The following is a 13,051-nucleotide window of genomic DNA, read 5'->3' on the forward strand; positions in this document are numbered from 1 at the left end:
AGGATTGCACCATGTTCAATGACCTGAGTCGCCTCGGTAAATACCTCGGTCAGGCTGCGCGCTTGATGGTCGGCATGCCCGACTACGACACCTACGTCGAGCATATGCAAACCAAGCACCCGGACAAACCGGTGATGAGCTACGAGATGTTCTTCCGCGAACGTCAGGAAGCCCGTTACGGTGGCAAGGGTGGGCCCAAGTGCTGTTGAGCTGACAGCCTGAGGTTGCTGCAATCCCCCTGTGGGAGCGGGCTTGCTCGCGAAAGCGCAGTGTCAGTTGATGATTGTTCTGACTGATGCACCGTCTTCGCGAGCAAGTCCGCTCCCACATTTGTTTTGTGTTTCTTTTAAGGAGATCGAGTTTTGTCCTCTCCCATTCCGGTCACGGTACTCAGTGGTTTCCTCGGTGCCGGCAAAACCACCTTGCTGCGCCATCTATTGAAAGCCGAGCACGGCCTGAAAATCGCCGTGATCGAAAACGAATTCAGCGACGCCGGCATCGACACGCAGTTGCTGGGCGACGAGCCGGTGCAAGTCATGACCCTGGCCAATGGCTGCGTCTGCTGCACCATCCACACCGATCTGACCAAAGCGCTGTACCTGCTGCTCGAACGGCTGGACAGCGGCGAAATCGCTTTCGACCGCCTGGTGATCGAATGCACCGGTCTGGCCGATCCGGCGCCAGTCGCGCAAACCTTCTTCATTGATGAAGAATTGCGTGAGCGCTACATTCTCGACGGCATCATCACACTGGTCGACGCGGCCCACGCCGAGCAGCACCTGACCCAGACCATCGCCCAGGCGCAGATTGGTTTCGCCGACCGCTTGCTGGTGAGCAAGACCGATCTGGTCGACGAAGCGGCATTCACCGCGCTGAGCGAACGGCTGACGCGGATCAACCGTCGTGCACCGATTCGTGTGGTCGAACACGGCAATATCGATCTGGCCGAGTTGCTCGATGTGCGCGGCTTCAACCTCAATGCCGACCTGGGTGGCGGGCTGAGTCTGCGGCCGGTGAGCCAGGCGCCGTCCATCGACCGCATCTGCAGTCTGGTGCTGCGCACTGAGCAACCGCTGGATATCGATCAGCTCAGTGAATTCATGAATGAATTGCTGGAGGCGCACGGCAAGCAATTGCTGCGCTACAAAGGCGTGCTGCACATTGCCGGTGAAGATCGACGGTTGGTGTTTCAGGGCGTTTTGAAACTCTACGGTTTCGACTGGGATACGGAGTGGGCCGAGGGTGAGGCGCGGGACAGTGTGATCGTGTTTATTGCCGATGATTTGCCGGAAGAGAAAATTCGGGCGGGGTTTGCCAGGGTGGCGGCGCAAGGCTAAATGTTTGCGCAGGCATTAAGGGCCTCTTCGCGAACAAGCCCGCTCCCACAGGTTATGGGGTTGGTCACAAAATCTGTGGTCACCCTCAATCACTGTGGGGGCGGGCCCGCGATGGCGATCATCCGGTGGCGCACTGTTCATTGACGCAATACAACAGAGTGTCTTCCAGATGATCCAGATGTTGGTTCATCAGCATCCCGGCTTTGCAAGCATCCCCACATTCCACTGCCTCAACAATCGCCAAATGCTCCTGCCACGCGCAACAACCTCGCGTGAGCCCTGCGCTGCGCGCAATCGCCAATGACGTCAGCGGCACCAGACTGCCGAGAAAATGCGCCAGCGGTGCATTCCCCGCCATGTGTGCCAGTTGCAGGTGGAACTCCCCGGACAACCGAATCGCCATCGCCCGCCGATCCTGCTCGACAGCCTGGCGTTCACGCTCGATCAACGCTCGCAGGCGCTTCAATTCTTCGGCCTGTGGCCGCTGACAAGCCAGGCGCACCAGCGTGCTTTCGGTCAGGCGCCGTGCATGCAGGGTTTGCCGCGTTTGTTCGGCATTCAGCGCGGTGACACGCGGGCGATGATTGGCGCGCAACACAATGATGTGTTCATGGGACAGCTGCGTCAGCACCCGCCGCACATCGGCGCGGCTGACGCCGAACATCTGCCTGAGGCTGTCTTCGGTGAAACGGCTGGCAGCATCGAGACGCTGTTCGAGGATCGCGTCGAACAGTCGCGGATACAGATCGCCCACCGGCACTTGCAGGCGGGAGAAGGGCAGGGCCGCCGAGGTCTGGCGAGGGTGCGACGGCGTGGCAAGACTGTTCATGGCCGGTCTCCAGTGTGAAGAAATTCAGGTGTTCAAGTGGTCTTCCGGAATGTTCAGCTCGATGCCCATCCGCTGGCCTTCGCGCAGGATGTGTCGACGCATTTCGGCACTGGCCTGAGCGCTGTTTTTGCTGCGGATCGCGCGGACCACCGCTTCGTTTTCTTCGAGGCGTTCGGCCAGATGTTCCGGGGAATTGCGCAGCACGTCGGCACTTTGCTTGAGGGCGTTGCTGGTCTGTTGCACCACGCTTTGGAAAATCGGGTTTGAGGTCAGGGTGAACAATTCTTCGTGGAAGGCGATGTAGGCGCTGACCCCGGCTTCGCTGTCGCCGGCCTCCAGGGCTTCGCGCATGTCCATCAGGGTCAGGCGCAACTGGCCGACTTCCTTGCTGCTGATCGATTGGGCCACGAGGCCGACAATGAACGGCTCCAGGGTGTAGCGCAGTTGCAGCACGTCTTCGAGGCTGGCGCCGGCCACTGCGCTGTCGTGGCTTTGGCTGTCACTCCGTTGCGCGTCGAGCACCACCACGCCTTTGCCCGGCATCGAGCGCACCAGGCCGAGGGTTTCCAGGACGATCACCGCTTCGCGCAGGCTCGGGCGGCTGATGCCCAGTTGTTCGGCCAGTTCGCGCTGGCCGGGCAGCATGTCGCCGGAGCGCCACTGACCACGGGCCAGCGCGGCCCGGAGTTTTTCTACGACTGAGTTGACGACGGTTGAGGTGGTAATCACTTGTCTTGCTCCATGAGCCGTGCCTGCGGGTCAGCAGGCACGGCGGTCATTCAAAATTCTTTGGCGGCTGCTTGAGCGACCGGTTTTCTCGCTTGAAAGGTATAGCCCTGCTGACCGCTGAGCACCTTGTTCGCGCGTTGCACATCGATGTCCTTTTCCCAGCGCGCGATGGCGACGGTGGCGACGCAGTTGCCGATCAGGTTGGTCAGCGCTCGGCCGATGCCCATGAACCAGTCCACCGCCAACACCAACACCAGACCGACCACGGGGATGGCGGGAATCGCCGTCAGCGTTGCGGCGAGAATCACCAGCGCCGAACCGGGAATGCCGTGGGCACCTTTGGAGGTGATCAGCGATACCAGCAGAATGGTCAGCAGATCGGTCATGGCCAGCGGTGTACCGGTGGCGTTGGCGATGAACACGATGGCCAGGGTCAGGTAGATCGAGAAACCGTCGAGGTTGAACGAGTAACCGGTCGGAATCACCAGCCCGACGGTCGAGCTGCCGATGCCCAGATGTTCCAGTTTGCGCATGATCTGTGGCAATACGGCGTCGGAGGACGCGGTGCCCATGACGATCAGCATTTCTTCACGCAGGTACTTGAGCAGCGGCCACAGGCGCAGTCCGGACAAGCGCATTACCAAGCCAAGAATCAAAGCGACAAAGGCCATGCACGTCAGATAGAACAAACCGACCAGACTGCCCAGATGCTGCAGCGAATCCAGGCCATATTTGCTGGTGGTAAACGCGATGGCGCCGAACACGCCAATCGGCGCCAGACGCACGATCATGCCCATGATCCGGAAGATCACATGGCTCAGCTCGTTGATCAGCCGCGAGATCCCGGAGGCGGCTTCGCCGACCAGATTCAATGCGCTGCCGAACAGCACCGAGAACAACAGCACTTGCAAAATGTTGTTGTTGGCAAAGGCACCGATGACGGAGGTCGGGATCAGATCCATCAGGAACTGCGTAGTGGTGTGTATGTGCTGGCCGCGTTCGGCGATATCGCCGATGTCGGCGGCGGACAGTTGCTCCAGATGGATATTGGCGCCGCTGCCGATCCCGGTGCTGAACGCAAACACCAAGCCGATCACCAAGGCGATGGTGGTGAGCACTTCAAAATAGATGACTGACTTGAGGCCGATGCGCCCGACCTTCTTCAGGTCGCCCGCGCCACTGATGCCGCTGACCACTACGCAGAAGACGATCAGGCCGATGAGCATCTTGATCAGTTTGATGAAACCGTCGCCGAGGGGTTTGAGCTGGGCGGAATATTCGGGAAGGGTCAGCCCGCAGACGATGCCGAGCACCAGTCCGAGAACCACTTGGAGGAAGATTGAACGCGAGCACCATCTGAGCATGGGAGGAATCCTGGTCGGTGTCCTGGCTGCCGTGTGCGGGGCACATCAGATTCAGGACTTAATTATTGTGGTCTTACCGGTATGTCCAGTGCAGGCGCAGTCTAGGCGCTGTTTTTTACGGATCGCAAGTTAAAAGTGACGAATTGGCATGACCGGTCTTACCAGTTGTGCGCAATCCCCCGATCTTGAGCGGTTGTTGACCCGAAACTTTTTTGCAGGCGAAAAAAAACCGGCCATCACTGGCCGGTTCTTCATGCTGCGGGTTTAACGTCGCACTTAAGCGCCGTAGACCGGCAGTTTCTTGCAGATGGCTTTGACTTTCTCACGAACGGCGTCGATCACCGCTTCGTTGTTCAGGTCAGCCAGGATGTCGCAGATCCAGCCGGCCAGTTCTTTGCACTCTGCTTCCTTGAAGCCACGCGTGGTCACAGCCGGCGTACCGAAGCGCAGGCCGGAGGTGACGAATGGCGAGCGTGGATCGTTAGGCACGGAGTTCTTGTTCACGGTGATGAACGCTTTGCCCAGCGCGGCGTCGGCGTCTTTACCGGAGATGTCCTGCTTGATCAGCGACAGCAGGAACAGGTGGTTTTCAGTACCGCCGGAGACCACGTCGAAACCGCGCTCGATGAACACGCCGGCCATGGCTTTGGCGTTTTTCACCACTTGTTGCTGGTAAGTCTTGAACTCAGGCTGCAGCGCTTCCTTGAAGCAGATCGCTTTGGCGGCAATCACGTGCTCCAGCGGGCCACCCTGGGCGCCCGGGAATACGGCGGAGTTCAGCTTCTTCTCGATGTCGGCGTTGGCGCGAGCCAGGATCAGGCCGCCACGCGGACCGCGCAGGGTCTTGTGGGTGGTGGTGGTCACCACGTCAGCGAAAGGCACCGGGTTCGGGTAGACGCCCGCGGCGACCAGACCGGCCACGTGAGCCATGTCGACGAACAGGTAAGCGCCAACCTTGTCAGCGATCGCGCGAAAGCGTGGGAAATCCAGAATCTGCGAGTAGGCAGAGAAACCGGCCACGATCATTTTCGGCTTGTGCTCAACAGCCAGACGCTCGACTTCGTCGTAGTCGATCAGGCCGTTGGCGTCGATGCCGTACTGCACCGCGTTGTACAGCTTGCCGGAGGAGGAAACGCTGGCGCCGTGGGTCAGGTGACCACCGTGGGCCAGGCTCATGCCCAGAATGGTGTCGCCACCTTGCAGCAGCGCCAGGTAGACAGCGGCGTTGGCTTGGGAACCGGCGTGCGGCTGAACGTTGGCGTAATCGGCGCCGAACAGTTCTTTGGCGCGGTCGATGGCCAGTTGCTCAACCACGTCGACGAACTCGCAACCACCGTAGTAGCGCTTGCCCGGATAACCTTCGGCGTACTTGTTGGTCAGTACCGAGCCTTGAGCCTCCATCACCGCAGGGCTGGTGTAGTTTTCCGAAGCGATCAGCTCGATGTGTTCTTCCTGGCGCTGAGCTTCTTGCTCCATGGCGGCAAAAAGATCGGCGTCGTACTTGGCAATAGTCAAATCACGGCTGAACATGGCGGTCCTCAAGGATCGGGGGCAGAAAAGGGGGGCATTCTAACCCAATGGGTTTTGGATGGCATATGAAACGACATCATGTCGCAGACAAGTGGCATTCATGACAGATGTGCGGTGTTTTTACTGGCCGCTTCGCGAGCCGGCTCGCTCACGCTAACCGAGGCCAGCCTGCGATTTTGTGATCGACATCAATCCTTGTGGAAGCGAGCCTGCTCGCGAAGGCCGCGCCACAGATTTTCAGTCGAACATGAAGAGCGCATCGTTACTGAATTGCGCCTCGAACCGGCTCGCCGGCATTGGCCTTCCAAACAGATACCCCTGCACCTCATCGCAGCCATGCTCACGCAGGAAGTCCAATTGCTCATGGGTTTCCACACCTTCGGCGATCACCGCCAGGTTCAGGCTGTGGGCCATGGCGATGATCGCCCGGGCAATCTGTGCGTCCTGCTCGCCGGACGGCAGGCCGTCAACGAAGGTGCGGTCGATCTTCAGCACGTCGATCGGGAATTGCTTGAGGTAGTTGAGCGATGAATAACCGGTGCCGAAGTCGTCGACCGCAATGCTCAGGCCGAGGTTTTTCAGCCCGTCGAGAATCTGCATCGCCTCGCAGACTTCGCGCATCAGGATGCTTTCGGTCAGTTCCAGCTCCAGGCACGCCGGCGGCAGGCCGGTTTCCTTGAGGATATTGGCGATTCGCGTGCCAAGTTGGCCGTCGGAGAACTGCCGCGCCGAGATGTTCACCGACACTTTGGGCACACGCACGCGGTTCTGGTGCCAGGTCTTGAGTTGGCGACATGCTTCGCCGATCACCCAATCACCGACGTCTACCACCAGCCCGAGTTCTTCCAGTACCGGAATGAAATCTCCCGGCGGCACCAGTCCGCGACGCGGATGACGCCAGCGCAGCAGCGCTTCGGCGCCGGTCAGGCGTTTGCCGTCGCCACTGAATTGCGGCTGGTAATACAGGACGAATTCGTTCTGCTCCAAGGCATGGCGCAGGTCGCTTTCCAGCTCCAGGCGCTCAAGCGCACTGGCGTTCATGTCGGCCTGATAGAACTGGAAGTTGTTCTTGCCGCGTTCCTTGGCGTGGTACATCGCGGTGTCGGCGTTCTTCATCAACTGGCTGAGCTCGTTGCCATCCTGCGGGCTCAGGGCGATGCCGATACTGGCCGTGACGAAGAACTCGCGGCCTTCAAGCACGAACGGGCGCACCAGACTCGCAAGAATTTGCTCGGCCACATGGATCGCGCGGTTCAGCGCCATCTCGCGGCTGGAGCGATGTTGCAGCAGCAGGGTGAATTCGTCGCCGCCCATCCGCGCCACGGTGTCGTCATCGTCGACGCAGGCCAGCAGGCGCGTGGCCATGTCCTTGAGCATGCGGTCGCCGGCGGCGTGGCCGAGGGAGTCGTTGATTGGCTTGAAGCGGTCGAGGTCGAGGAACATCAACACCACCCAGGACTTCTGCCGCTCGGCCGATTGCAGTGCGGTGTGCAGACGATCCTGGAACAGTGTGCGGTTCGGCAGGTGGGTCAGGGCGTCGTAATAGGCGAGACGATGAATCCGTTGCTCGCTGGCCTTGCGCTCACTGATGTCGCTGAAGAAGCACACGTAACTGGCCAGGTCGCCTTCGTCATCGAGCACGGCAGTGATGCCGACCCATGCCGGGTAATGTTCGCCGTTACGGCGCTTGAGCCAGACCTCGCCTTCCCAGGTGTTGTGCTGATGCAGTTGCTTGAGCACGTAACGCAGGTGCGCATCCTGTTGCTCGTCGACGGTGAGCATGTTCGGCAACTGGTCGAGCACTTCGCTGACCGCATAACCACTGACGCGGCTGAAGGCTTCGTTGGCCTGGACGATGTACCCGGCCGGGTCGGTGATCAGGATCGCCGACGTAGAATGCTCGAATACGGTGGCCGCCATGCGCAGGTCTTTCTCGGCGCGGCGCTGTTGGCTGATGTCGCGTCCGACGCCGAGCACGCCTTCAAACGCGCCGTGCTCGTCCCACACCAGCACCAGTCGCAACTCGATCGGGATCTTGCGGCCATCGGCGCGCAGGCAGTCGAACAGGAATAACTGCGTCTGCACTTGATTGCGCAAGATTGCCAGTTGCTCGGGTTTGTCCAGCGCCTTGCTGACCCGATCCATCAGGGTGTAAATACCGCTCAGTTGCTGCGGATTGGCGATGGTCGATTGCCAGCCGTTCTGGAAAATCCACTCGGCGTCGTAACCCAGCACCGCTTGCACCGACGGGCTGACGTAGTTCAGCGAGAGCTTGCTGTCGGTGGAAAAAATCACGTCGCTGATGCTTTCGGCGAGCATGCGGTAGCGCTGTTCGCTGTCGCGCAGCGATTCGCTGGCCTCGATTTGCTCGGTGATGTCTTTGGCCACACCGATGATCCGCGTGACCTGATCATGTTTGTCGCGGGCCAGCGCTTGTTCACGAATATCGAAGCGCCGCCATTCGCCGTCGCGGTGCCGGAAGCGCAACTGGCACTGAAGCAGTTGACTGTAACCGGCGTGACGCTGCATCTGACGCGAGCGATGGTAATAGTCGGCGTCTTCCGGATGCAGGAGTATTTCCCAGAAGTACTCGCCCATTTGATGCAGTTCGGTGCGGTTGTAGCCCAGCGTTTGGCCGAGGTGGTGGTTGCTGAAAATCATCCGTTGGCTGACCACGTCTTGCACATACAGATGATCCGGCACGGTACGCACCACGTCCGACCAGAAACCTTCGCGCTCCAGCAGCGACAGTTCGATGAGTTTACGGCTGGTGATGTCGTTGATGCTCAGGATCACCGCTTTATAGTCGTGCTGCTCCTGCGGCAGGCGTAAAACCATCCACAGGTGTTGATCGCGACCGTTGGTGTCCGGCAGTTTGATTTCCAGTTCCAGCTGACTTTGCTGTTGAAGTACGGCGTCGAGTACCTGATTGCCGATCGCGCAGTGAGGGTGCGGATGACCGTCGATCAACAGTTGCCAGGCGTCGTCGCAGGAGTTGACGTTGAGCAATTGCAGCGCTACCTGATTGACTTCGGTAACGCGCAATTCCTGCAACACCTGCTGACGCTGTTGCGGCTGGTCGAGCCAGGCCTTGAGTTGATCGCTGCTCTGGATCTGCGCCTTGTCGAAAAACTGTTTCAGGCCGGAGAGGTCCAGCACGCACAAGGCGACGCCGGTGCCGTCGAAGATGTCCTGATAACGCCGGCGCCCCTCATGAACCTGGCGCTGACGGCGACGCATGTTCAATAGTGCGATCACCGGCAGCAGCGAGAAGGCCAGGCCCAGTAGGCATTTGCCGATGAACGCGGGCAGCAATTCTTCGAGCACGCGCTGGCGGTCGAACAAACCACGCAGTTGCCAATCGCTGCTGCTCAGCGCAACGGTGAGCACGGTGTTGGCCAGATCGTCGGGACTCAGCACGCCTGGCTTGGCGGATGACAGTATTTCGTCGCGACTGATGATCTGGTGGTTGAGGCGGTTTTCCACCAGCCACAGCGGACGCAGGCCGGTTTCACTCTGCTTGGTCAGCGAGTCGAAGAATGTCGGGGTCAGGCGCAGTGCCCAATAACCACGAACGTTGCCGCTGGCCTGATGCAATAACAGGTGTACCACCGAGCCATCGTCGGCATTGCTGAAGTAGTGCGCTTGGGCGCGGCTGCGGCGTACCAGTTCGCTAAGGTAGTCGGCGTCGGAGCTTTCGGCACTGCTGTCGCTGAGGATTCTCCCGGAGGGGCTGAGCAACGCCAGGCTGCGCAGGTCCGGCAGTGATTTTTGAAGCTTGCGTAACAGCGCCTGCTGTTCGTCGGCTGATTGCGGTTGTTCGACGATCGGTAGCAGATTGAGGGCAATTTGCGCATTCAGCGCCATGTTCAGGCTGACCTGAGAGGCGAGGTCGGCGGTGTAATCGATGGTGTATTGGCGCTGGTTTTTCTGGGTTTCGTGCAATTGATCAAGCAATTGCCAGAACAGCAACGCCAGCAACAAGAGCACCAATGTGGCCAGCGCACCCTTTAATGTTCCGCGCAGGGGGGAGCCTGGCGCCGGTTGGGAGCTGCTCACGGAGGCTGGCGGAGTGACTTTGGACAAGCTGTAATCCTGCGGTTTGGCTGGACTGGCGCGACGTGCACTATAAGCCGGACGCCCGAAGGGCGGCTAGCATGCCTTGAGTCGTGGCGAAGTGCCAGCCCCGCGCGGCTGGACTGCCACCGGTCATTCAGGTAGCTTTGCCGGTTACGCGGGAGCGTTCCAGCTCCTAGACTCAGACTTTTTTCAGCGCGCACGCATTGATCAACATCAAGTGAACGACGCGCACGGTCTGGCCGGGCATCGCCTGCGCTCCAATCATTCATCTGTCACTGACCCAAGGTTCTCCATGGCTCAATACGTCTTCACCATGCATCGGCTGGGCAAAGTTGTTCCGCCGAAGCGGGAAATCCTGAAAAACATTTCTCTGTCGTTCTTCCCCGGCGCCAAGATCGGCGTACTCGGCCTCAACGGTTCGGGTAAGTCCACGCTGCTGAAAATCATGGCCGGCGTCGACACCGAGTTCGAGGGCGAAGCCCGTCCGATGCCGGACCTGAACATCGGTTATCTGCCGCAAGAGCCACAACTTGACCCCACCAAGACCGTGCGTGAAGTGGTCGAGGAAGCGGTCAGCGTGATCAAGAACGCCCAGGCGCGCCTGGACGAGGTCTACGCGGCTTACGCTGAAGAAGATGCCGACTTCGACAAACTGGCGGCAGAACAGGCCAAGCTCGAAGCCATCCTGCAAGCCAGCGACGGTCACAACCTGGATCGCCAACTGGAGGTCGCCGCCGATGCGCTGCGTCTGCCGGCGTGGGATGCCAAGGTCGAACATTTGTCCGGCGGTGAAAAACGCCGTGTGGCCCTGTGCCGTCTGCTGCTGTCCGCCCCGGACATGCTGCTGCTCGACGAACCGACCAACCACTTGGACGCTGACTCCGTGGCGTGGCTGGAGCACTTCCTGCACGACTTCCCGGGCACCGTGGTTGCGATCACGCACGACCGTTACTTCCTCGACAACGTCGCGGGCTGGATTCTGGAACTCGACCGCGGCGCGGGCATTCCTTACGAGGGCAACTACTCGGGTTGGCTCGAAGCCAAGTCCGATCGTCTGGCGGCCGAATCCAAGCAGCAGTCGGCTCACGAAAAAGCCATGAAAGAAGAACTGGAGTGGGTGCGCAAAGGCGCCAAGGCCCGCCAGTCGAAATCCAAGGCTCGTCTGCAACGCTTCGAAGAAATGCAGTCGCAGGAATTCCAGAAGCGCAGCGAAACCAACGAGATCTACATCCCGGCCGGTCCGCGCCTGGGCGACAAAGTCATCGAGTTCAAGAACGTCACCAAGGGCTACGGCGATCGCGTGTTGATCGACAACCTGTCGTTCTCCATGCCTAAAGGCGCCATTGTCGGCGTGATTGGCGGTAACGGTGCCGGTAAGTCGACCCTGTTCCGCATGCTGATGGGCAAGGAAACGCCAGACTCGGGCAGCATCGAAGTCGGCGAAACCGTGCAACTGGCTTGTGTGGATCAGAGCCGCGAAGATCTCGACGGCAGCAAGACGGTGTTCCAGCAGATCTCCGACGGTTCGGACCAGATCCGCATCGGCAACTACGAGATTCCGTCGCGTACCTACGTCGGTCGTTTCAACTTCAAGGGCGGCGATCAGCAAAAGTTCGTCAAGGACCTGTCCGGTGGTGAGCGCGGTCGTCTGCACCTGGCGCTGACCCTGAAAGAGGGCGGCAACGTCCTGCTGCTCGACGAACCGTCCAACGACCTCGACGTTGAAACCCTGCGTTCGCTGGAAGAAGCCCTGCTGGACTTCCCGGGCGCCGCCATTGTGATCTCTCACGATCGGTGGTTCCTTGACCGCGTCGCGACGCACATTCTGGCGTACGAAGACGACTCCCAGGCGGTGTTCTTCGAAGGCAACTACACCGAGTACGAAGCTGATCGCAAAAAGCGCCTCGGCGAAGCAGCGGCCCAGCCACACCGGGTACGCCACAAGAAACTGGCCTGATACTGGGCGGGTTGCATAAAAAGCGGAGCCTTCGGGCTCCGCTTTTTTGTGCCTGGTTTTTTAGCAGGGCTTTGATGGGCGGCAGGTGAGGTGGGCAACATTGGTCGCCGATGCGATGTGGGCCCAAGGCGTGGTTTACGAAGGTTCGACACGGATCACTTCAATCAGTTGGTCACCGGCGGGGCGCTGCCACAGCACCTCGTCGTTAAGCTGGGCGCCGAGCAATGCCCGGCCCAGTGGTGAGCCCCAGTTGATCAAGCCTTTGGCGGCGTCGGCCTGGTCTTCACCCACCAGTTGCACGCGGCGCTCGGTGTTGTGTTCGTCGGCATAGGTCACCCAACTGCCGATCTGCACCTTGTCGGTAGAGGTCGCGGCGACGGCGACTTGGGCACTGCCCAGACGTTGATTGAAGTAACGCAGATCACGTTCAAGATCGGCCAGACGTTGTTTGTCAGCCTGTTCACCCTTGGCCGATTGCTCGGCGTGCAGGGCTTGCAGCTCGGCGACTTTCCCCTGCAACTGGGCGAGCCCCAGCGGTGTGACGTAATTGGGTTGCGTGCTGACCTGCCGTTCGACGGGCTGATCGGCTTGCGCGGCGGCATTGTCTTCGTTAACGAAAGCGCGGCTCATGGTGTCCTCCTCTTCATAGAGTTTGGGCCATGGTCGCCGGCATTTGGTTTCACTGGATGTCTGGAAGCGACCTACTGCGAGCGGTAAGCCCGCCCGGCGCCCTGATCTTTCTGGCGCTGCCAGGCGCGTTCGCGTTCGTCCCAGTGTTCGTTGCGATACTCTTCGCGACCCTTGTTTTCCAGCATCGCCTGACACTGGCGAAAGCCGTCGGTCCAGCCTTCGGCGTATTGGTTGTCCTTGAGATAGCGCGGCACGTTCTTGCGGAATTCGCCGCTGATCGAGCCGGCCGCTTGCCGGCCGCTGACACAACCGTCATCAAAACCGTCGGCGAAGGCCGGTGGGTAACCTTTGGCGATGAAATCTTCGTGAGTGGTCTGGCAACCGCCCAGCATCAGCAAAACACCCAGCAAACCCGCACACCGCCACATCGCACTCTCCCGCGCCGGTTCTCGGCTGATAGGGAAAGTCTAGAAGGGGATTCGTCGGGCGTTGGTGAAAGGCGTGTGAGTAATTCGTTGAACACTGGAGATTCCTGTAGGCGGGCTTGCTCGCGAAACCGGTGTGTCAGCCGACATTTGAATCGCCTGACACGACG

Annotated in this window: 10 protein-coding genes; 3 read left to right on the plus strand and 7 right to left on the minus strand. The window is 59.9% G+C overall.

Translation table 11 applies throughout. The annotated features are described in order from the left end of the window. Positions 1–11 precede the first annotated feature (11 nt). Positions 12–209: a YbdD/YjiX family protein gene (locus AACY50_RS00980; protein WP_003228401.1), complete on the plus strand. Its 198-nt coding sequence runs from the start codon at positions 12–14 to the stop codon at positions 207–209. 153 nt (positions 210–362) lie between these two features. Further along, positions 363–1,337, plus strand: a complete 975-nt coding sequence (gene yjiA / locus AACY50_RS00985; protein WP_339466263.1) for a GTPase — start codon at positions 363–365, stop codon at positions 1,335–1,337. 118 nt (positions 1,338–1,455) lie between these two features. Here the strand turns inward: yjiA and AACY50_RS00990 are convergent, their stop codons facing one another. The 5 genes from AACY50_RS00990 to AACY50_RS01010 all read right to left on the minus strand — a co-directional run bounded on the left by AACY50_RS00990 (position 1,456) and on the right by AACY50_RS01010 (position 9,875). After that, a complete protein-coding gene (locus AACY50_RS00990) occupies positions 1,456–2,166 on the minus strand; it encodes a GntR family transcriptional regulator (protein WP_339432753.1) in 711 nt (236 codons plus the stop codon). A gap of 24 nt (positions 2,167–2,190) precedes the next feature. Next, the gene (locus AACY50_RS00995) at positions 2,191–2,895 is read right to left on the minus strand and encodes a FadR/GntR family transcriptional regulator (protein ID WP_339432754.1); all 705 of its coding nucleotides are present in this window, start codon (positions 2,893–2,895) and stop codon (positions 2,191–2,193) included. A 50-nt stretch (positions 2,896–2,945) separates the two neighbouring features. Beyond that, positions 2,946–4,259, minus strand: coding sequence for a C4-dicarboxylate transporter DctA (locus tag AACY50_RS01000; protein WP_339466265.1), 1,314 nt, complete (start codon positions 4,257–4,259; stop codon positions 2,946–2,948). Between the two features lie 276 nt (positions 4,260–4,535). Further along, the gene (gene glyA, locus AACY50_RS01005; RefSeq protein ID WP_221730117.1) at positions 4,536–5,789 is read right to left on the minus strand and encodes a serine hydroxymethyltransferase; all 1,254 of its coding nucleotides are present in this window, start codon (positions 5,787–5,789) and stop codon (positions 4,536–4,538) included. A gap of 237 nt (positions 5,790–6,026) precedes the next feature. Further along, positions 6,027–9,875: a sensor domain-containing protein gene (locus tag AACY50_RS01010; RefSeq protein ID WP_339432756.1), complete on the minus strand. Its 3,849-nt coding sequence runs from the start codon at positions 9,873–9,875 to the stop codon at positions 6,027–6,029. Between the two features lie 286 nt (positions 9,876–10,161). Here AACY50_RS01010 and ettA point away from each other — a divergent pair, with 286 nt between their 5' ends. Continuing rightward, positions 10,162–11,826: an energy-dependent translational throttle protein EttA gene (ettA, locus tag AACY50_RS01015; protein ID WP_339432816.1), complete on the plus strand. Its 1,665-nt coding sequence runs from the start codon at positions 10,162–10,164 to the stop codon at positions 11,824–11,826. 135 nt (positions 11,827–11,961) lie between these two features. Here ettA and AACY50_RS01020 read toward each other — a convergent pair whose 3' ends face one another. After that, complete coding sequence (locus AACY50_RS01020) at positions 11,962–12,456, minus strand: GreA/GreB family elongation factor (RefSeq protein ID WP_339466267.1); 495 nt, start codon at positions 12,454–12,456, stop codon at positions 11,962–11,964. A gap of 71 nt (positions 12,457–12,527) precedes the next feature. Next, positions 12,528–12,884: a hypothetical protein gene (locus AACY50_RS01025; protein WP_339432758.1), complete on the minus strand. Its 357-nt coding sequence runs from the start codon at positions 12,882–12,884 to the stop codon at positions 12,528–12,530. Positions 12,885–13,051: the final 167 nt, after the last annotated feature.

Source organism: Pseudomonas sp. RA_15y_Pfl2_54, from assembly GCF_963971015.1.
GTDB lineage: Bacteria > Pseudomonadota > Gammaproteobacteria > Pseudomonadales > Pseudomonadaceae > Aquipseudomonas > Aquipseudomonas baetica_A.